General features: G+C 43.7%; 15 protein-coding genes. 13 read left to right on the top strand and 2 right to left on the bottom strand.

All coding sequences use genetic code 11. The annotated features are described in order from the left end of the window. The first annotated feature begins 105 nt into the window (after nucleotides 1–105). Both KXD93_RS15105 and katG read left to right on the top strand, forming a co-directional pair. Nucleotides 106–2,460, top strand: a complete 2,355-nt coding sequence (locus KXD93_RS15105; RefSeq protein WP_258138007.1) for an alpha-L-rhamnosidase-related protein — start codon at nucleotides 106–108, stop codon at nucleotides 2,458–2,460. A gap of 491 nt (nucleotides 2,461–2,951) precedes the next feature. Continuing rightward, a complete protein-coding gene (katG, locus tag KXD93_RS15100) occupies nucleotides 2,952–5,198 on the top strand; it encodes a catalase/peroxidase HPI (protein WP_258138006.1) in 2,247 nt (748 codons plus the stop codon). A 91-nt stretch (nucleotides 5,199–5,289) separates the two neighbouring features. Here the strand turns inward: katG and KXD93_RS15095 are convergent, their stop codons facing one another. Then, nucleotides 5,290–6,111, bottom strand: a complete 822-nt coding sequence (locus tag KXD93_RS15095; RefSeq protein WP_258138005.1) for an alpha/beta fold hydrolase — start codon at nucleotides 6,109–6,111, stop codon at nucleotides 5,290–5,292. Between the two features lie 344 nt (nucleotides 6,112–6,455). Between KXD93_RS15095 and KXD93_RS15090 the strand changes: the two genes are divergently transcribed. The 10 genes from KXD93_RS15090 to KXD93_RS15045 all read left to right on the top strand — a co-directional run bounded on the left by KXD93_RS15090 (nucleotide 6,456) and on the right by KXD93_RS15045 (nucleotide 19,740). Further along, on the top strand, nucleotides 6,456–7,544 hold the full coding sequence (locus KXD93_RS15090) for a transglutaminase domain-containing protein (RefSeq protein WP_258138004.1): 1,089 nt from the start codon (nucleotides 6,456–6,458) through the stop codon (nucleotides 7,542–7,544). A gap of 142 nt (nucleotides 7,545–7,686) precedes the next feature. After that, the gene (locus tag KXD93_RS15085) at nucleotides 7,687–8,583 is read left to right on the top strand and encodes an NAD(P)H-binding protein (RefSeq protein ID WP_258138003.1); all 897 of its coding nucleotides are present in this window, start codon (nucleotides 7,687–7,689) and stop codon (nucleotides 8,581–8,583) included. 12 nt (nucleotides 8,584–8,595) lie between these two features. Then, on the top strand, nucleotides 8,596–9,516 hold the full coding sequence (locus KXD93_RS15080; RefSeq protein ID WP_258138002.1) for an AraC family transcriptional regulator: 921 nt from the start codon (nucleotides 8,596–8,598) through the stop codon (nucleotides 9,514–9,516). 412 nt (nucleotides 9,517–9,928) lie between these two features. Continuing rightward, entirely contained in the window at nucleotides 9,929–11,149 is a 1,221-nt protein-coding gene (locus tag KXD93_RS15075; protein WP_258138001.1) for an ROK family protein, read from the top strand. 76 nt (nucleotides 11,150–11,225) lie between these two features. Continuing rightward, nucleotides 11,226–14,318 carry a SusC/RagA family TonB-linked outer membrane protein gene (locus KXD93_RS15070; protein ID WP_258138000.1) on the top strand — a complete coding sequence of 1,031 codons (3,093 nt, stop codon included), beginning with the start codon at nucleotides 11,226–11,228 and terminating at the stop codon, nucleotides 14,316–14,318. Nucleotides 14,319–14,329: 11 nt separating this feature from the next. Further along, nucleotides 14,330–15,907 (top strand): SusD/RagB family nutrient-binding outer membrane lipoprotein, encoded by a 1,578-nt coding sequence (locus KXD93_RS15065; protein WP_258137999.1) that lies wholly within the window; start codon nucleotides 14,330–14,332, stop codon nucleotides 15,905–15,907. Nucleotides 15,908–16,039: 132 nt separating this feature from the next. Further along, a complete protein-coding gene (locus KXD93_RS15060) occupies nucleotides 16,040–16,252 on the top strand; it encodes a hypothetical protein (protein ID WP_258137998.1) in 213 nt (70 codons plus the stop codon). Nucleotides 16,253–16,420: 168 nt separating this feature from the next. Then, entirely contained in the window at nucleotides 16,421–16,807 is a 387-nt protein-coding gene (locus KXD93_RS15055; RefSeq protein ID WP_258137996.1) for a hypothetical protein, read from the top strand. Between the two features lie 110 nt (nucleotides 16,808–16,917). After that, complete coding sequence (locus tag KXD93_RS15050; protein ID WP_258137995.1) at nucleotides 16,918–17,304, top strand: hypothetical protein; 387 nt, start codon at nucleotides 16,918–16,920, stop codon at nucleotides 17,302–17,304. 159 nt (nucleotides 17,305–17,463) lie between these two features. Continuing rightward, nucleotides 17,464–19,740 carry a TonB-dependent receptor gene (locus KXD93_RS15045; RefSeq protein WP_258137994.1) on the top strand — a complete coding sequence of 759 codons (2,277 nt, stop codon included), beginning with the start codon at nucleotides 17,464–17,466 and terminating at the stop codon, nucleotides 19,738–19,740. Nucleotides 19,741–19,906: 166 nt separating this feature from the next. On the opposite strand, the gene KXD93_RS15040 is transcribed toward KXD93_RS15045, so the two are convergent. Next, a complete protein-coding gene (locus KXD93_RS15040; RefSeq protein WP_258137992.1) occupies nucleotides 19,907–21,136 on the bottom strand; it encodes a hypothetical protein in 1,230 nt (409 codons plus the stop codon). Nucleotides 21,137–21,342: 206 nt separating this feature from the next. Here KXD93_RS15040 and KXD93_RS15035 point away from each other — a divergent pair, with 206 nt between their 5' ends. Next, nucleotides 21,343–22,131 (top strand): SDR family NAD(P)-dependent oxidoreductase, encoded by a 789-nt coding sequence (locus tag KXD93_RS15035; RefSeq protein ID WP_258137991.1) that lies wholly within the window; start codon nucleotides 21,343–21,345, stop codon nucleotides 22,129–22,131. Nucleotides 22,132–22,137 lie beyond the last annotated feature (6 nt).

The raw sequence follows: 22,137 nt of genomic DNA, 5'->3' as shown, positions 1-22,137 counted from the left end.
GAAAAATTCTTTCGGGCATTTTTAGCAGATGATTATAAATCATTTGCTAAATCGATTTTTCTTGCTAAATTTCACCTCCGAAACTATTGCCAATTAATCCTGATAATGAAACACTTTTTTACGCTCCTATTAGCCCTTGCCGGCTTGTTGCCGGTAAAAAATAATTATGCCCAATCCCTGGCCTCGAATGCGGACCGTCCCTGGAATTCCGATTGGATCTCCTCGCCTCATGATAACGGGCTGGAATACGGGGTTTATTATTTTCGGAAGAATCTTGACCTGGCGGCAAAGCCTGCAAGTTTTGTCATTCATGTTTCGGCAGATAACCGATATAAACTGTTTGTTAATGGCTCCCTGGTGTCACTTGGCCCGGCCCGCGGGGATACTTATTACTGGAATTACGAAACGGTGGACCTTGCGCCATACTTGGTCACCGGAAAAAATACAATAGCTGCCCTTGTTTGGAACGAGGCGCAATACCGCCCCGAGGCACAGATCAGCGTACGCACCGGGTTTATTATCCAGGGCAATTCGCCTGCCGAAGAAGTGCTGAACACCAATACAAGCTGGAAATGCATGCGCGATATGGGGCATCAGCCAGTCCCCGGATTTTTCTTTGCGGCCAGTAAAGGCGAAATGGTTGATATGAACCTGGCCGTTAAAGGAGATTGGACGGCCACAAATTATGATGATACCACCTGGCCATTTGCAGGCAAGATAATGGGCGGCACCCTTAAAGGCATGGCCTGGGGGATCGACTGGGCATTGGTGCCTTCCACCTTGCCGCCAAGGGAAATGACCTATCAGCGCATTCCTAAATTACGCAGCGCAACGAATGTTAATGTGCCTGCTGCATTTCCGCAAACCAAGACATCTGTAACTATCCCGGCCAATACGATGGCCGTTATATTGCTCGATCAAACCTTCGAGACAAATGCCTATGTAACCCTGAATTTTAGCGGTGGCAAGGATGCCGGGATTTCCTTAGGGTATTCAGAAGTGCTTTTCGATAAAGGCAGCAGGGGTACCAGGAAAAGCAACCGTAATGATGTTGACGGCAAAGACTTTATCGGGCGGATAGATAGCCTGCTCTCAAACGGAAGCAGTGGACAATCATTTACAACGCTTAACTTTCGCACTTTCCGATATCTCAGGCTGATAGTAAAAACAAAAGATGAGCCGCTGGTGATAGACGACCTGTATGGAACGTTCACCGGCTATCCATTTAAACAGGCCGCGGTATTTAATACGGATAATGCGGAGATTAAGCAGATCCTGGATATTGGCTGGCGTACGGCAAGGCTTAACGCATGGGAAACCTACACAGATTGCCCTTATTACGAGCAGTTGCAATACATTGGCGATACCCGCATTCAGGCTTTGATCTCTTATTATAACAGCAGTGATGACAGGCTGGCGCGTAACGCTCTTACAGAGATCGATCATTCCCGTTTGGCGGAGGGCGTTACCCGGAGCTGTTACCCAACCAAGGGCACGCAGATCATTTCCACGTTTTCTTTATGGTATATCTGCATGTTGCATGACTACTGGATGTACAAGCCCGACGGCGATTTTATTAAAGATAAGCTGGTTGGCGAAAGAACCATCCTTGATTTTTTCAGCAAATACCAGCAGCCTGATGGCTCATTAAAAAACACGCCTTATTGGGCATTTGTTGACTGGGCAGGAAATATGAGCGGCGATGTGAAAGGCAAAGACGGCAGCGCGGCCATCTACGACCTGCAACTGCTTTGGGCCTACCAATGGGCGGCAGAAATGGAAGCTAAAATCGGCCTGCAGGATTATGCAAATATCTACAATCGAAAGGCTGCGCAATTAAAGGCCACCATCCAGCGGAAATATTGGGACCCTGTTAAAAAGTTGTATGCCGATACCAGGGAGAAAACCGGTTATTCGCAGCATGTGAATTCGCTGGCGATCCTTACCGGTATGGTAAACACGGTGGATATGCCGGCCATGGCGAATTTGCTGCTGAGCGACAAAAGCTTAACCCAATGCACCGTTTACTTTCAATATTATTTAAACCAGGCTTTGATAAAGGCAGGTAAGGGAAATGACTATATGAACTGGCTGGGTATTTACCGCGAAAACATCGCCATGGGCATGACCACCTGGGCCGAGGACTCGAGCTTGAAAACGGTACGCTCTGAATGCCACGCCTGGGGCGCCAGTCCGAATATTGAATTTTACAGGACCGTATTAGGAATAGACAGCTACGCCCCCGGATTTAAGAAGGTAAAAATTGAGCCGCATTTGGGAACAATGACCAAGGCAAGCGGCGAAATTCCTCACCCGGATGGCAAGGTTGCGGTAAGTTACTTGCTAACAGGCAGTAAGTGGAAGATCAATATCAATCTGCCGCTGAAAACAACCGGAATATTAGTATGGAAAACCAAAACATACCTGCTTAAGGCCGGTGATAATTCGTTTGTGATTTAGAATTTACATGAGATAGTTCAAATAATCCAAGGCTACTGCAGTTGCTTTAAATGACAGCCTCGACAATGTTTATAAAACTTGAACTAAATGGTTTTGATTTAGTTCAAAGATATTCGGAGCAAATTATGTGAGCAGTGGCTGGTGCGATTCCCGCCTCGGGGCGGGGAAGGGTGGGGTTTCTCGAACTAGAATACCATTGATAATCAAGCGTAAAGCATAGCGCAGAAACCCCTCCCTTCGCCCTCCCAAGGGAGGGAATCGCACTTTCCCGCGCTTTTTTTCAAGCTTTCCGAATATTTATGAGGTTTAATCCAATTGAATTCACAAGCAGAATACTTGCGATAACCCCGGGTCGACGATATAATTTCGGCTTTGGCTTGATCTTCAATCCCGACGATAAAGATTGCTTATTTATGAGAATTGGCTAGCTATCTGAATAAAGATTTCCCTAAATTTGAGTTATAGCCAAATCCAATTAAACTATAATAATTATGGAAAACAACACAGATCACACTACCAAGTTATCTCATCTTAATGATCCGGCCAATGCAGCTAAATGTCCCTTTTTAAATGGATCGTTAAAACAAACTGCAGGCGGCGGCACCAGGAACCGCGACTGGTGGCCTAATCAATTAAAATTGAATATTCTCCGTCAAAATTCCTCACTATCCAACCCAATGGGTGAGGAATTCAACTATGCTGAGGAGTTTAAAAGTCTTGATCTGAATGCGGTAAAAAATGATATTTTTGAGTTGATGACCACATCGCAGGCTTGGTGGCCGGCAGATTACGGGCATTATGGTCCGTTCTTTATCCGTATGGCCTGGCACAGCGCAGGTACTTACCGCGTTTCCGACGGACGCGGCGGGGCCGGCTTCGGAACCCAACGCTTTGCACCGCTTAACAGCTGGCCCGACAATGCGAACCTGGACAAGGCACGTCTGTTGCTTTGGCCGATCAAAAAAAAATATGGCAAGAAAATTTCGTGGGCGGATCTGATGATCCTTACCGGGAACTGCGCGCTTGAGTCGATGGGCTTTGAGACATTTGGTTTTGCCGGCGGACGTGCGGATGTCTGGGAACCTGCTGAAGATATATACTGGGGCTCTGAAAAAGAATGGCTGGGCGATAGCCGCTATACCGAAAATCGTGAACTGGAGAACCCGCTTGGTGCTGTGCAGATGGGTTTGATCTACGTTAACCCGGAAGGCCCCAACGGAAACCCTGATCCGCTTGGATCAGCCCATGACATCCGCGAAACTTTTGGCCGGATGGCAATGAATGATGAGGAAACAGTTGCACTAATTGCCGGCGGGCATACCTTCGGTAAGACCCATGGTGCTGCCGACCCCGGCAAATACGTCGCTCACGAACCTGCAGCCGCAGGCATCGAAGAGCAGGGCCTGGGCTGGAAAAATACATTTGGCAGCGGCAATGCGGGTGATACGATCACAAGCGGACTAGAAGGCGCATGGACCACCACGCCGACAAAGTGGAGCAATAATTACTTTGAAAACCTGTTCGGCTTCGAATGGGAGTTGACCAAAGGATCGGGTGGGGCGCACCAATGGAAGCCAAAGGACAATGCCGGCGCAGGTACTATTCCCGATGCGCATGACCTGGCGAAACGCCACGCGCCATTTATGCTTACCTCTGATATTGCATTACGTGCAGATCCAATCTACGAACAAATATCAAGACGATTTTTTGAAAAACCGGATCAGTTTGCCGACGCTTTTGCCCGTGCCTGGTTCAAGCTTACACATCGCGATATGGGACCGCGTGCCCGTTACCTTGGTCCGGAAGTTCCAGCTGAGGAATTGATCTGGCAGGATCCTATTCCAGCTGTAACACATCAATTGATAGATGATAATGATATCGCTGCGCTAAAAGGTAAGATCCTGGGCTCCGGCCTTTCCGTATCGGAACTGGTATCAACCGCATGGGCTTCGGCATCAACATTCCGTGGTTCAGATAAACGCGGTGGCGCCAACGGCGCCCGCATTCGACTGGCGCCGCAAAAAGATTGGGAGGTTAACAATCCGGCACAACTGGCTAAGGTTCTGTCAACACTTGAGGGTATTCAGAACGAATTTAATAGCGCTCAATCCGGTGGTAAAAAGGTCTCTATAGCTGACTTGATAGTCTTAGGCGGAAGTGCAGCCGTTGAGCAAGCTGCAAAGGATGTCGGTTTTGATGTGAAAGTTGGTTTCACGCCGGGACGTGCAGACGCGTCGCAGGAACAAACTGATGTGGAGTCATTCGAGGTATTGGAGCCTAATGCAGACGGGTTCCGCAATTATTTAAAGGGCCATCATACCGCATCGGCGGAGGGAATGCTTATTGATAAGGCACAACTTTTAACGCTAACCGCGCCTGAACTAACTGTTTTGGTTGGTGGCATGCGTGCGCTGAACACCAACTTCAACCAGTCTAAATACGGGATCTTTACCAAACGCCCGGGAGCGCTCACCAACGATTTCTTTACCAACCTGATTGATTTTAGCATAAAGTGGAATACTACATCCGATACGCAGGAGGTTTTTGAGGGGCATGATCGTATTACAGGTGAACTCAAATGGACCGGTACCCGTGTCGACCTGATCTTTGGTTCCAACTCGGAGCTTCGGGCCATTGCCGAAGTATATGCCTGTGAGGATTCGCAGGAGAAGTTTGTAAACGATTTTGTTGCAGCGTGGGTTAAGGTAATGAACCTCGACCGCTTCGACCTGGTTTGATTTTCAAAACGATAATTATTCAGCTTTTAGCAACAAAGCCACTCCGAAAGGAGTGGCTTTGTTGCTTTGTTTAAGATGGATTACCTCTTATTTATGATTTAATAAACTCCAAAAGATCCTTATTGATGGTTGCTGCCTCCGTGGCCGGCATTCCATGCGGGAAACCCGGGTACGAGATCAATTTTCCATGTTTTAATAACTTTATGGCTTTTGCTCCCGAAATAGGGAATGGTACGATCTGGTCGTCCTCTCCATGCAGAACAAGTACGGGAATGTCTACACTTTTTAGGTCTTCCGTAAAATCTGTTTCAGAGAAGGCTTTAATCCCGTCATGATGTGCCTTTACGCCGCCCATCATTCCCTGGCGCCACCAGTTATCCCTGATGCCCTGCGAAATTTTTGCACCTTCGCGGTTATAGCCATAAAACGGGATGGTAAAATCCTCAAAGTATTGTGCCCTGTTAAATGCAGTGCCCTCACGGATCTCATCAAAGATAGCTATTGGAACACCGTCGGGATTTGTTTCAGATTGTACCATGATCGGCGTAACTGCGCTGATCAGCACAACTTTGGCTACGCGGCCTTTTCCAAGGTTAGCCGCATAATGGATGGCTTCGCCGCCGCCTGTCGAGTGGCCAATATGAATGGCATCCTTCAGATCAAGTGCCTCGGTTACCGCAGCAACATCAGCTGCGTAGGTATCCATATCGTGTCCATCTGATGTTTGGCTTGAGCGCCCGTGCCCGCGGCGGTCGTGCGCGATAACCCGGTAGCCCTGTTTAACGAAGAACATCATCTGCCCATCCCAATCGTCGCCGGATAAGGGCCAGCCATGATGAAAGAAAAGTGGTTGTCCTGTTCCCCAGTCCTTGTAATAAATTTCGGTTCCGTCTTTTACTGTAATTTTACTCATTGTTTTTCATTTTGGTGATTAAGAAATTTGGAAAATTGTGTTTCGAATGGAGAAATTGCAGGTGCAATAATTCTCGGATCCGATTTGCAATGGCCTGCTACTTTGTCTGGCTGACGAATGCGTGACCAAGGCTAAGCCAATGCGGTTAAAAACCTAAAATTAGAAATTTAAAGCTAAATTAGATAGCCGGACATTCAAAAAATCGCCCGAAATTTTATCAACCTTTGTTAAGCGTTATCTTTATATTTACGGGAATGCATACCCTGGCCGTTGTTCCTAAATTCTTACAGAAACATTAACCCTTGATTATTAACCATAACACTTAAATGCAATATCTGCAGTTTATGAGATCTAAATCTTTGCTGATCCTGGTGGTTTTGTTTTGGACATGCGCCGTTTTTTCGCAGTCGGTAAAACCTGTCGTTGATTTTTCAAAAGCAGATACCCTTGCAATGACCGTAAAATACCAGGATGATATTTACCGGCTCACCAAAGAGCTTACAAATCCATTCCCGGAGGAAATGCTTAAAGTAAGGGCGATTTTTAGATGGATCACAGAAAATATCAGCTACGACTTTAAATTCTATAATAAATACCCTTACAAAGGAAAGGAACCCAAAACATACACCTGCAAAGATGATGGCGAGGATTGCGACATCAAAAGAAAAGTATGGGAAACCGGCTATATCAATAAAGTATTAGATAAGAAGAAGGCTGTTTGCGAGGGCTATGCAATGCTTTTTAAAAAGATGTGCGAGATTGCCGGAATTGAGGCGGAAATGATACCGGGATATATAAGAACAGAATACTACCAGGTTGGCACTGTGGGAACGCTTGATCATGCATGGAACGCGGTAAAGATAAACGGGAATTATTACTTGTTGGATGCTACCTGGGCAGCGGGCGGCTGCGCTAAGAACGATGATGAAAAGCTAATATCTTTTCGCAAGCAGTTTGACGATTACTACTGGCTCACACCCGCTGATGAATTTGCGAGAAATCATTTTCCGGAAGATGCCAAATGGGTATTGCTTCCGCATTATACGAAGGAAAATTTTTCATCGAACCCATATTACAGCGCGGATGAAATAGCGAATATCAAACTGATAACGCCACCGTCGGGGGTTATTACACCAAAAAGAGGCGACACCATCCATTTTAAACTTAAGTACGCCGGGGATTTTCACGACTTGCAAATTAATTCAAATGCGTTCCGTAACCCCGAGATCTGGTACTGGGATTATATAACTAAAAGGAAAAGGGCACGACGCCAGGATACTTTAGCGATTAAGAAACAACAATATGTTAAATACAAGCAGAGGAACGACATCTACGAGTTTGATTATGTAGTTAAGGATCATACGCTTGAATATCTTGAAATCGCCCTCAATCACCGGCAAGTGATGCGGTTTAAAGTAAACGTATCCAGGTAAGGCTTCCTTAAGTTTTGTATATATGGTGCCTGCAATCGTCAGTTTTAAAGATAACTAGGTTTCGACTACAACAACAGCAGATTAGGCTACGCCTGCCTATATAATACAGCGCACCTTTGTTATATAATTAAAACATCGAAAAATGAAAATCATATTAACAGGTTCGTTAGGACATATTGGTAAACCACTAACAGAAGAATTAGTGCAAAAGGGGCATGCGGTTACCGTTATCAGCAGTAATCCTGCAAGGCAAAATGAGATTGAGGCATTAGGCGCAACTGCCGCCATTGGTTCGGTAGAAGACGCGGCTTTTCTTACAGCTATTTTTACCGGAGCAGATGCCGTTTACACCATGGTGCCGCCGGCTAACTTTTTTGATAAAAATCTCGACCTGGCGGCACATTGTCAAAAACTAGCTGATAACTATGCTGAGGCTATTATAAAATCCGGAATAAAGCGGGTAGTTCACCTGAGCAGCATTGGCGCTCATTTAGAAAAAGGATCGGGCCTTATTTTATTGCATCGTGCAGTTGAAGTTACGCTTGATAAACTATCGGGTGTTGACATTACGTTTATGCGCCCGGTCGGTTTTTATTACAATTTGTTGGGCTTTATACCCGTTATAAAAAATGCAGGTATAATTGCGTCGAATTATGGCGCGGACGATAACCTGGTTTGGGTATCACCCATAGATATAGCCGAAGCTGTTGCAGAAGAACTGGAAACGCCGCTTAACGGCAGAAAAATACGTTATGTAGCTAGTGATGAAATTACGGGCAACGAAACCGCGACGATATTAGGCGAAGCCATTGGCGTGCCCGACTTGAAATGGGTCCTTATTTCTGATGAGCAACTACAGAGCAATTTGGAAACTGCAGGCTTAAACCCGGCCATCGCCGCTGGATTGGTTGAAATGTTTGCAAGCCAGCATAAAGGGCTATTAAACGAAGACTATTACCGTAACAGGCCCGCCGAATTAGGAAAAGTAAAAACGACAGATTTTGCAAAGGAATTTGCTGCTGTATACAATCAAAAATAAGTATATTGTGATATGGCCAGCATGCAACCTCTCCGGATAAAAACGATAAGCGAATACCACCGGGTTATGGGTCTTCCCAAGCCTGAGCATCCGCTAATCAGCGTGATAAATTTTGAATCGATAAAATATATGCCGTTCGAGGAGTCGATAAGCGTGGTGTTTGATTTTTATTCCATTTCGCTTAAGCGTGATTTTAATGGACGATTTAAATATGGCCAGCAGCAATATGATTTTGACGAGGGGCTTATGTTTTTCATTTCTCCGGGCCAGGTTTTTGGTATTGGGATTGAAAAAGGCGTGGCCTTAACGCACACGGGATGGATGCTGCTTATCCATCCCGATTTTTTCTGGAACACGCATTTGGCCAAAACCATAAAGCAGTACGAGTATTTCAATTATTCGGTGCATGAGGCATTGTATCTTTCGGAAAAGGAAGAGACAATAATTACAGGCATGATGCAAAATATGGAGCAGGAATATCGCTCAAACATCGATAAGTTCAGCCAGGATATTATTATTGCCCAGTTGGAGCTGCTGCTTAATTATGCCGACCGGTTTTATAACCGCCAGTTTATAACAAGAAAAATAACCAACTATCATATCCTGGATCGTTTGGAAGACATCCTTGCGGAATATTTCAGCAGCGATACGTTAATAAGTAAGGGGTTACCCACCGTACAATATGTGGCCGACATGTTAAATGTATCACCCGGTTATTTAAGCGGATTGCTTAAAACATTAACCGGCCAGAGCACACAGCAGCACATTCACGATAAATTGATGGAAAAAGCAAAGGAAAAACTGTCTACCACGGGTTTATCTGTAAGTGAAATAGCATATGAGCTGGGCTTTGAACACCCTCAGTCGTTCAGTAAGCTATTCAAGATAAAAACCAATCTTTCGCCTTTGGCGTTCAGGCAATCCTTTAATTAAGCGAGCGTTTCCCGATGAAATATTCCGGATTTTGCGCTGCAATGGTCAGTCAATATGCAATGATCCTACTGAAATTAACAGGCGGCGCACATTTTTTAATCATCCAATTTCTCCACAAACTGTTTTCATTAGTTATTACACTGTTTGTTGGTTTCGTCAATTTAAACAATTGTTAATTTAACACTAAGCAAGTCCAAAAAATCGGTTTTTACTTAGGCAATTCGATTTAGCTAAGTATTTACCAATATCACTCCTTTGCCCAAATCCGCTCGCTGATTTACTGAATGTTAACACTTAATATCCACAATTATTAATAACTAAAGATACTTTGTAAATTTTTTTATAAAGTATTTGAATTGTAACATTTATTTTACTAAGTTTGATACTGACCAAATCATAATTCGAATAGTTGATGGAACTTAAAACTAAAAGCTTAAAAGGTGGGCAATTGAAGAACATGATTGTTAAGCGTCTTTATTTCGATAAAGCCTTATCATGTGCCGACCTAAGCGAACTTTTAGAAAAAAGTATCCCTTCCATATCGAAGGCAGTTAGTGAGTTGATTGATGAGGGTTTTGTGGTTGAACAGGGTTTTGCCCCCTCGAGTGGCGGGCGCAGGCCTTTAATATATGCCTTAAAACAGGAGGCCATGTATACTCTTACTGTGGCTATGGACCAGCTTTCCATGCGTATTCAAATGGTCGACCTGTTAAACAACCCGGTTTCTGAAGAGGTGATGACAGAGCTCAGGCTGCTAAACAATCCGAACGCTTTGTCGGCGCTGATTGAAAACATTAACGACTATATAATAAGTACCGGCATTCCGAAGGATAAAATTACCGGTGTTGGAATCGGGATGCCCGGATTTGTTGATACTGTTAAGGGTGTTAACCATACCTACCTTGATTCCGGCGGGGAAAGCATCACGCATCTTATCGCCATGAAAACGGGTATCCCAGCCTATATTGATAACGACTCGAGCCTTATTGCCCTTGCGGAACAAAAATTCGGCATTGCCAGGGCGCAGCGGGATGTTATGGTAATAAACCTGGGCTGGGGTATTGGCCTGGGCATGATAGTTAATGGCGAGATCTACCGCGGGAATAACGGTTTTGCCGGGGAGTTCAGCCATATCCCATTGTCTGAGGACGGTGCACTTTGTATCTGCGGAAAACGAGGGTGCCTGGAGGCGGAGGCATCAATGCTGGTTGTTGCCGAAAAGGCGATAAAGGGCATAAAAAAGGGGCACGTATCCAGTCTGAAGGCTGCTGATAAATACCAGGCGAGGCAGGTTGGCGACGCCATTATGGCAGCGGCCAATATGGGCGATCAGTTTGCTATTGAGTTGTTATCAGACGCCGGATATAAAATCGGTAAGGCACTTGCCATCCTGATCCATATCATGAACCCGGCAAGCATCGTACTGAGCGGCAGGGGAGCTATAATAGCGAAAATTCTGCTGGCGCCCATACAGCAGGCGCTCAATAAATATTGCATTCCGCGTTTGGCCAATGGCACGGAGTTGCTGATATCAGACCTGGGCTTTAATGCAGAGCTGACCGGCGCTGCTGTATTAGTTATGGGAAATTTCGACAAAGACACAAAAAACCATTTAATCACCTCAAATCAATAAAATATGGAAAAAACCAACTAGCAACTAAAAACCCAACTCAACAACTTATTTACAACTTAACTAAACTCAAACTTAGATGAAAAAAATATTACCGTTAATTTTACTATTGCCTTGCGTTGCATTGGGAGCTGGTAGCTTCACAAAGGCCAACAGCAGGGCCGCCATCAAAAAGAATGGCACAAGCCACAGTATTAGCACCGTGGCCCAAATTAAGGGAACCGTAAAGGACGGCGCCGGAATGCCTGTACCGGGCGTAAGTGTCGGCATCAAGGGTACATCCCGCGGAACGCAGACGGATGCGAACGGAGCGTTTACGCTTGAGGCTGCACCCGGCGAAGTATTGGTGTTCAGCGCCATTGGTTACATAAAACAAGAGGTAACTATAGGCAGCAGTGCAGTGTACACGATAACCCTGGTAGGTGATTCAAAAAGCCTTAATGAAGTTGTAGTAACAGCTTTGGGTGTTAAAAGAGAAAAGAAATCCTTAACCTATGCTTCCCAGCAGATAGGGGGGGATGAATTAAGAAAAGCGGCCAACACCAATTTTGTGGATGCCCTTAGCGGCAAGGCGGCCGGCCTTGATATCAAAATCAGCAACTCAGGTGCGGGCGGCTCTACTAAAGCGGTACTAAGAGGGAATAAATCTTTGATTGGGTTAAGCGAGGCCCTTTATGTAATAGATGGTATTCCAATGGTAAACAACAAAACGGCGCAGCCCGGTTCTTATGGTGGAACAGATGGCGGGGATGGTCTTTCAACAATCAATCCTGCCGATATTGAAAGTATCAGCATTTTAAGAGGGGGCAGCGCTTCCATTCTTTATGGCAGCCAGGGCGCCAATGGCGTAATATTAATTACCACTAAAAAAGGAAAAGCCGGTAAAGTATCTGTAGACTTTAACTCCAGTTCTATTTTCGATAAGGTATCAGGGCTTCCTGATTTTCAATATCGTTATGGCACAACAGGTGGAGATTACAGCTGGACACCTACCGGACAAACTGTTGTTAAATCAGATAGTTATCAAAAAAACTATATTAAAGACTTCTTCCAGACAGGTACTACTTTTACTAATTCAATAGCAATCCATGGAGGAACAGACAAAACAACCGTCTATTTTTCTTACGCAAATACGTCGGCAAGAGGTATCGTTCCAACAAATACTTATGATAAAAACAATTTTTCGTTCAACCAGAGTACTAAATTGTTAAATGACAAGCTTACTATAAGTTCCAATGTCATGCTCTCTGCCGAAAAATCTAAAAACCGCCCGGGGGCCGGTTACTATAACAACCCGCTCACAGGTTTGTATTTGTTTGCAAGGGATCGGAACTTTGACACCTACAAGCAAAACTACCAGGTATTTGACACCACCAGGAATATGTATAAAATGAACTGGTACTCCACTGAAGAAAAACAAAACAACCCTTACTGGGAAATTTATAATGATTCTAAACTGGAAACGTCAAAACGGGTGATTGCCAACGTGAAACTCGCCTATGAAATTGCGACGAATCTGAAGTTTGAAGTAAGAGGCAATATTGATTACAATGATATTCTGAGAGATTTCCGTTATGCCGCAGACGGCAACTCAGTAAGTGTTAGCCCCAATGGAACCTGGAATTATACGAAATACACAGATCAGGCACTGTATACAGATGGTATCCTGACGTATAACAAAACATTTGGAACAATTAGTTTAAATGCATTGGCTGGCGTTAGCTACCAGAAAAATACATTTAATGATGGTATGAATTTTAACAATGGTACGGTATCATTACAATACCCCAACTTTTTCTCTTTTGCCAATCTTCCTTATAACGTAGTGTTCAACAGTACCATCAATCGGACGTTGAAACAGGGTGCTTTTGCAAACGCGACAGTAGGATATAAAAACTTTTTATTCGCTGATCTTGCTGTACGTAATGACTGGGCCTCCACCCTTGCTCTTACTGGAAATCAGTCTTATCTGTATCCTTCCTTTGGGCTTACTGCAATTATTAACCAGATGGTGCAATTGCCAACAGTAATTTCATTTTTTAAAGTGAGAGCAGCGTTGTCTCAAACCGCAAATGACGTGCCGTTTAACGTGGTAAATCCATTGAATAGCATTGGTGGTGCAGGTGGCCCAGATGGTATTGGAGGTATCAACAGGAATACCCAGGTACCTTTCACTAACCTAAAACCAGAGAAGATTGTAAGTCATGAATATGGTACAGAAATCAGATTTTTCCATGATAGACTTGGATTGGATTTTACTTATTATAAAGATATTAGTACCAATCAGTTCCTTACCCTGGCGGCGCCTTCTGGTTCGGGCTATACAACTTACTATGTTAACGCAGGAAAGATTGACAACCATGGATTTGAATTTACTTTGACTGCGGATCCTATCCGCTCCCAGGAATTTAGCTGGAAGACTGCGTTCAACGGTTCCCAAAACAAAAATAAAATTGTTGAATTAATTGCATCCAATCCAAACTACCAGGTAGGTGGAGATGATGAAGGTTTTGCCTCAATTATTAAAGCAGGTGGTTCTTTCAACGATGTGTATATCTACAAATTTGCAAGAAACGATGCCGGTGCAATTATATTGGATGCCAGCGGGGTTCCAACCAAAGCGGCTACACAGACAAAAGTAGGAAATGTTAACCCTGATTTCCTGCTTGGATGGAACAACAGTTTTACCTACAATAATTTCTTTGCCAGCTTTCTTATCAATGGAAAATTTGGGGGCGTTGCATTCTCAAAAACAGAGGCATTCCTTGACTCCTATGGTGTAAGTGAAAGAACAGCAGCAGCAAGAGATAAAGGTAGCGTGGCCATCAATGCCGTTAGTTCTACAGGAACAGCTGTTACATCAATCGATCCATATACGTATTATTCAGCGATTGGTGACAGGAATAAAATCATGGAGCCTTATATATACTCCAGAACGAATGTAAGATTAGGTCAATTGGTATTTGGCTATACTTTCAAGTCTAAAGGTGAAAACCCCCTTTTCAAAGATGCGTCTGTGTCTTTAGTAGGTAGGAATTTATTCTTCTTATATAAAAAGGCTCCTTACGATCCTGAACAAGCCATGAGCACAAACAACTCCATGCAGTCCAATGATGTATTTGGCTTACCTGCTACAAGATCGTTTGGATTTAACGTTAAGTTTACATTTTAAAAAAAATTGTTATGAAACAGATAATTATTGCGCTAATATGTTTGATTATGCTCGGGTCGTGCACAAAGGATTTTGTTAAAACAAACCAGGACCCCAATCAAATTTCCGACGAGTTGCTTAAACAGGATTTTAACCTAGTAGGCTCACCGTTTTCGGGTATGATATTCAACTTGAACGGTCACCAGATTGAAGAGGATTTATGTTATGATTCTTGGATGGGATATATGGCTACGGGTACCGATTTTGTGGGCAATGTAAATAACACTACCTATTATATACGTTGGAACGTATATTGGGACCGCGTATATGGTAGTGTAATGTCTCCGGCAAAACAAGTCATCAAATTGGCCAAGGACAATAAATTGCCCCTTTTTGCCACTTGGGCTAAGCTTGTAGATATTTTGGCCACGTCTAAACTAGCGGCTATCCACGGGCCTATTATTTATTCCAATTATGGCAGCACTGCTAACTCTATTTTGTATGATAAAGAATCTGATTTGTACAACCTTTATTTTAAACAACTCGATTCCATTCAAACAGATTTTGGTGCAAATAAAACATACGCAGGTTTTGCAAAATTTGATCCTACCGCCTATAAAGGGAGTATCCCTGAATGGATGAAAGTGGTAAATTCTTTAAGATTGAGACTGGCTATGCGTTTGTCAAAAGTTGACCCGGCAACGGCCAAAACCCAGGGTGAAAAAGCATTGGCTGATCCAGCCGGATTAATAACTACCAATGCGGACAATTTTACCAATTCCTTATTGGGAAATATTATGCCCGTTGCCCAGATTTGTTACCAGTGGGACGATACCCGTATGGGTGGGGTAATGGAATCATTTATGGTTGGTTTAAATGATGGCAGGATTTCGAAATATTTTGCTCCCTTAGGTGACCCAAGTTTGGCAGCTGATCATCCGGCTACTCCCTATAAAGGCATCCGCAATGGAGCTTACATTAAAGCAAAAGCCGATCATATTCCTTTCTCTAAGGTATCCAACGATTTTAATAGTGTAACAACCAGAAGGGATTTTACTGCAGCGGAAGTGTCATTTCTTAAAGCTGAGGCAGGACTTAGAGGCTGGGCCGGAGCAGGTGATCCGAAGACTAATTATGAAGATGGCGTAAGATTATCTTTTGCAGATTGGGGAGCTCCTGGTGTAGATGCTTACCTGGCAGACAATACAAGTAAACCTCTTAGCTATACAGATCCTGTTGACGCACGGAATAATTTTACTACACGTTCTACGATTACGGTAGCATGGAATGCTGCTGATAATAATGAGTTGAAACTGGAGAAGATTATTACCCAGAAGTACCTCGCTGCATTTACACAAACGCTGGAAGCATGGGTTGACTTCAGAAGAACTGGCTATCCTAAAATTCCGCATGTAGCCAAGAATGACAGCAGCCCTGATTGGGGTGTTATCCCAGCTGATCAGTGGATCAAAAGAATGCCTTTTGTGACTTCTGAAAGAACGGGTAATACAGCGGCTGTTGCAGATGCCGTATCAAAAATGGGCGCAGGTGCAAAAGATGATATCGCAACCCGCCTATGGTGGGACACTGGTAATGCTTCAAATTTCTAATAGTTAATTGTTAAGCGTAAACCAGGATATCGGTTTACGGAATAAGTAGAGAGGCTGCCTCAAAAAGGGCAGCCTCTTTCTGTTTTTCAATTAATTGTTTATACATTCATCCCGGTTATAATATTTAATATCATGAAGCACGAAGATGTAGTTGCAGCCCTGAGGGTAATAGCAGAAAAGGGAATGGCGATCAATATCACCAAGGAGGATTTAAAGGATTTGCAAACGTATAATTTAATAGACGTTGCTAAGGGCGCAGAAAATGAGCGATCACCCGCCTGTGTATTAACCAAAAAAGGCAAGGTGATGCTCAAAGCAAATTCAAAAAATTTAAGTGCCGAGTAAAACCTTTATTTACCACTTTTCTAATCCTAACAATTTTTTTCCTAAAGGCGATAACTCAGCATAGCATAGCTACTCCAGGGGTTAATTCGCCCTTATGCCATGTGGCTGCACTAATAAATAACAGGCCCGGCTTGACATTTAAACAGCCAGCCTGTACCTTTGCGGCGCATGTTAAAAACGGTAACGGCATATTTTCTTATCTTCTCGCTATTTGCGGTCAGCTTCTCGCGCTTCTTTGTTTACGCGGGCTTTGAGCTGAATAAGAAGTACATTGCATCCGCCCTTTGCGAAAACCGCGACAAGCCCTGGATGCATTGCAACGGAAAATGCTATTTTATAAAAAAGATAAAACAAGCGCAGGAAAACGAGCGCCGGGAAGCTGCAAGAGATGGCCTTTGTCGCCTTGAAGTATCGTTTTTCCAGGAACCATTTAAGCTGGTTTTTATCGAGCCTGTCTCTTTAAAAGAAAACAAATCTGATTTTCCGCAATATTCTTACCAATATAGCAATCATTATATTGATGCCATCTTCCGTCCGCCTAAAACAGTAGCGTAAATTTCTTTTCCTCAAATTTCATTAACAGCCGGTTGTTCGTGCTGTTGATGCAGTGCTTTGTATTGTTTAAGCAATGGAGCGCCAAATTTATTCACGCTTTTATTTTTGTTATGTTTCGGCAGGCAATCATATATCTTTTAATTTTTTCTACGCTGTCGGTTAATTTCTCGCGCTACTTTGTGTACGCTGGTTTTGAGCTGAACAGGAATTACATTGCGTCCACTCTCTGCGAAAACAGGGATAAGCCCTGGCTGCATTGTAATGGTAAATGCTACTTTATAAAAAAGATAAAGCAGGCGCAGGAAAATGAAAGGCGGGAGGCAGCCAAAGACGGGCTCAGCCGCCTTGAAGTATCTTTTTTCCAGGAGCCTTTTAAATTACGCTTTATCGAACCCGTTACTTTACCGGATGCCAAAAATCCGTTCCCAAACTACTCGTATTATTATACAAGCCACTATATCGAGGCTGTTTTTCGTCCGCCTAGGTCATTAGCCTAATGCTATCTGCCCGCTTATCTTCTTTGCTGGTAGAGGATTCTCATTGTCAATTTTTTATCCAATGGTTTCAATAATACCCGTTGATCCACATTTTTAATTTATCACCATCTGTAAAAAGTGCGTGATAACAGGCTTTTGCCTTATATATATTTTATCTAAATGAATACGTTTAAACTAAAATTAACAATGCTTTCTGCCATTATTTTTTTAACGGTGCAGGCCGCAATGGCACAACATATTTTTAAGGGCCGGGTAATTGATAACGTTACCCACGAGCCGGTAGAAGCCGTGTCTGTTTATGCAGGTGTAAAATCAACTGCCACTAACGCATCGGGTAATTTCCAGATTGATGTAACTACAGATACTGCAACCCTAATAATATACCATATCGGCTATCAAAAAAAATCAGTCCGTATAAACATTAGGGAGCGAGTAGTTATCGGCCTTGATCGCGGAGCTATTAGCCTTAACGAAGTGAAGATCACTCCGCATTTAAGCGCCAATCCATTTTATACCCTAAGTGCTTTAGACCTCAGCATCAGGCCGGTTAACTCTTCACAGGACCTGATGCGCCTGGTACCGGGTTTGTTTATCGCCCAGCACATGGGCGGTGGTAAGGCCGAGCAGATTTTTGTGCGTGGCTTTGATGCCGATCATGGGACGGATTTTAATGTTTCGGTTGATGGAATGCCGGTGAATATGGTGTCGCACATCCACGGGCAGGGGTATGCCGATCTGCATTTCATGATCCCGGAAATTGTATCAACCTGCGATTTTGGCAAGGGGCCATATTATACCGATAAAGGTGATTTTACTACTGCCGGTTATTTAAATTACACCACTAAAGATGCAGTGGACCGGAGCATGATCAGCCTGGAAGGCGGACAGTTTCACAGCTACAGGGTTGCCGGAGTAATCGATTTGTTAAGCGCCAAAGCGAAACAAAATGGAGAGAATGCTTATATAGCCGGGGAATACAATTATACCAATGGTCCATTTCAATTGGCGGAGCATTACAAACGTTTTAACCTGTTTGGTAAATACACCAAACAGCTTGGGCAAAACAACAAGCTTTCACTAAGTGCATCAACCTTCAGCACCAGTTGGATCCCGTCAGGAGAGATCCCGGAACGCGCCGTAGCTGCCGGAACCACAGCTATTGATGATAACGGCAATGCTGTTAAACTGCCTGCTGCTGCCAATATCATCAATCGTTTCGGCACTATTGATAGTATGCAGAACGGAAAGAGTACGCGGGTTAATGCGATCGCTAAACTTTCATCCGATCTAAAAAATAACTGGTCGCTGGAAAATCAATTGTATTACACCCATTATACTTTTAAGCTGCATGTAAACACTACCTTTTTTGCTGATGACAATGAAAACGGGGATGAAAGGTATCAGAATGAAACCCGCGATATGTTTGGTTATAACGGCAAGATCAGTAAGCGCAGCTACCTGGGCAATTCCACGCTAATATCAACTGCAGGCATCGGTGACAGGATGGACAGAACCTACGGCAATATCTATACCGGGGTTACACAAACCTATCAACCTTTGGAAGTAATCAGCGAAGGCGATGTTAAGGAGAATAACGCAAACGCGTATCTGGATGAAACACTGGAAACCGGGAAATGGCTGTTAAATGCCGGAGCAAGGATTGATTACCTGCACTTTAATTTTCACGACTCGACCCAAAACAAGGCAGTAATAAGTCCGAAGATCAACGTTCAATATACAGCTAACGAGCAGATCCAGTTCTACCTGAAGGCAGGCAAAGGATTTCACTCCAATGATGCCCGTGCGGTTATCGGCAATAATGGCCTGCAAATTTTACCCGCCGCTTATGGAGCCGACCTGGGCTTAAACTGGAAACCTGTTCCGCGTTTGTATTTGAATGCCGCTGTTTGGTATTTATACCTGCAACAGGAATTTGTTTATACCGATGACGGTACCATTGAACCAGGCGGCAAAACCCGCAGGGAAGGCGTTGACTTTTCGGCACGCTATCAATTAGCCAAATGGCTGTTTGCTGACCTGAACATTAACCTGGCAAAGCCCCGTTTAGTGGGCGAAGCAAATGGCGAAAATTACCTGCCGCTTGCTCCAACCTTTACAAGTACCGGTGGACTTGATTTTAAATTCAAAAATGGCATCAATGGTGGCATCAGCTATCGCTACATGCACAAACGCCCGGGTAACGAAAACTACACCTTAACTGCAGATGGCTATTACGTTACAGACCTTAAGGTGAACTACACCCAAAAGCGGTACGAATTAGGCTTATCGATAGAAAACCTTTTCAACACCAAATGGAATGAATTTGAAGCGGAGGAGGTAACCCAACTACGCAATGAGTCAGCCCCGGTTGACCAGATGAGCTTTACACCGGGAACACCGTTTTATGCGAAGTTGAGGGTGGCGTTGTTTTTTTAAAAAAATAAAATAATAAAACTTGTCATTGCGAGCGACAGCGCGGCAACCTCGTAGCTATACAGAGCCAATAGAAGAGTGTGAAACTTGCATGGCGATAGGGATAGCGACGAGGTTGCTTCGTCGTTCCTCCTCGCAATGACATGATTTTTAAATTGCTAGCTGTTTATTACTTATGATAATGCGTAGTAGTCTTGGTGTTCACCAAATCATCAACCAACAAAAGCTTGCCACTGTAAGTATCGTTTGATGCTGTTATTTTACCCTCCAGCATGCTTTGGCCGGTGCATGCCGGGTTATTGCCTTTGCCCAGCGGCCATGTGCCCTGGGTATCGGTAATGTTTATACCCGCCTGTTCGGCCATTTCCAAACCGAAATCGGTGCAGTTTGTATGGCTAAGCTGGTATTTTTTATGGTCGTATTTTTTAATGACAGCCAGCATTTTGTTAAACTTCCTCTTTGAAATAAACGTACCTGAAACCTCATCCCAGCTATGCCGGGCGTCATCTTTAAAGGTAGATGGCGACGATGGGAACAGGGGAGTAGCAGCCAGCGGAAAACTCTTTTTAGGATAAAAACCAAATGAACGGCTCACTATTGTACTATCGGTATTATATTTTATCAGCGTGATAAAGGTGTGCCCAACATTGTTCAGTACGTATACTTTACGCTTACCGGAAACCGGCTGCCGAACATGGATCATCATTGCATAGGCCGCCGCCTTTTTGCCGTCGTCAAAAGGGTTTGAAATTTCCTCGCTCTTTATACGCGGCGATTTTATTTCAGCATCGCCATTGTATGAAAGACTATCCTTACTAACAAGACTGATATCTGAACTATGGATCGACATGATCTTCATAGCTATGCTGTCATCAACAATAGAAGTATCGCGTTGCCGGTTAATATCTACCATTAATTGCCTGCCATCCATCGATGCCATTACGAGCGGTGCTGCTTTTGCCGTGTCATTTTTAGCCTCGATAGTGAGCGTTTTAAAATAGCATTTCATTGCCAGCGGGTATAACCTTAGTTTGGTAAACGCTACGGCTAGCTTATAATAAAACCGCTGCCCACGCTTTTTATGTTTGGAGCTAATTGTTGCCTGTTGTTCCTCATTTAAAAGAGTGGTTAGATACTTACGTTCGGTAACAGGATCGTTAAGTTTTGCATGTTGCAGTTCAAGCTTTAAGCTGTCTTTAATCCTTTCTGCTACGGAATCACTAAACCTGTTTTGATGAATTATAGGTTGTGACAATGTGCGAACACTATCCTGGCCGTAACTTGTGCTAACTAATAATAAAAATAAAGGTATTGTCAACAGGAATCGCCTGCGGCTAAAATAATTGTTGTGAGTTGAAGATGTTATCAGCCAGTGAAAACTAATGTTAAAATTGCGCATTTAGGTATTTGAAAAAATGAAAAACGTTGAACTGACGAAATTTAGTATAAATGGGTAGCTTATTTAACTTATGTTAACAACAACACCTGCATCTAAATAAATAACCGTTGAGATGGTTTTTCATAGCCACAAATCTACAAATTGAAAATTAATCTACAAATTTAGTCGTCTTTATTGGGCTAAGGTCTCCGGATTGTTACTTTTGTATGATGAAAAATTATGCATTGGTAACCGGGGCAAGCAAGGGGATAGGTCGCGAGATTGCCCTTCAATTGGCTCAGCGCGGCTACCCGCTTTTGCTGGTATCGCGTAACGCCGGTGAACTTTCAGCGCTTGCGGCTTTAGTTGATAAGGAACATCAGGTAAAAGCACTATGGCTGGCTGTTGATTTGTCGGAACCTGGTGCTACACAAAAGGTTGCCGACTGGTGTGTAACCGAATCTTTTAAAATTGAGGTACTGATCAATAATGCGGGGTACGGCCTTTGGGGCGATTTTGACAAGATTGAGCTAAAAAATCAATTGAACATGATCAACCTGAATATAAATGCACTGGTTGCTTTAACTTCACTTTTGCTGCCGATATTAAAGCAATCGCCGCAGGCTTATATCTTAAATGTAGCAAGTACGGCGGCTTACCAGGCCATTCCAACGCTGGCCGTTTATGCTGCTACCAAATCGTTTGTGTTGTCTTTCAGCCGGGCATTAAATTTTGAATTGACGGGTAGTAATGTTTCCGTAAGTTGCCTGAGCCCGGGCCCTACCGATACCGGCTTTGCACAGCGCGCCGGAATGGATGCATTGAAGGAACTGGCAGATAAATTTAATATGTCGCCGGCGCTGGTGGCTCAAATAGCCGTTAAGGGCTTGTTTAACAAGAGGATCGAGATCATTCCCGGCTTTTTAAATGCCGCAGGGGCAAGGCTTGTATCATTCGTCCCCAAAAGGCTCATCGAAAAAACAATCGGCAACCTTTACAAGGTGCCTGGAAAATAAATTTAT

The sequence above is a fragment of the Mucilaginibacter phenanthrenivorans genome (genome assembly GCF_024721155.1).
GTDB lineage: Bacteria > Bacteroidota > Bacteroidia > Sphingobacteriales > Sphingobacteriaceae > Mucilaginibacter > Mucilaginibacter phenanthrenivorans.
Note: the sequence above shows the minus strand (reverse complement) of the source record. Positions and strands in the feature narration are given on the sequence as shown.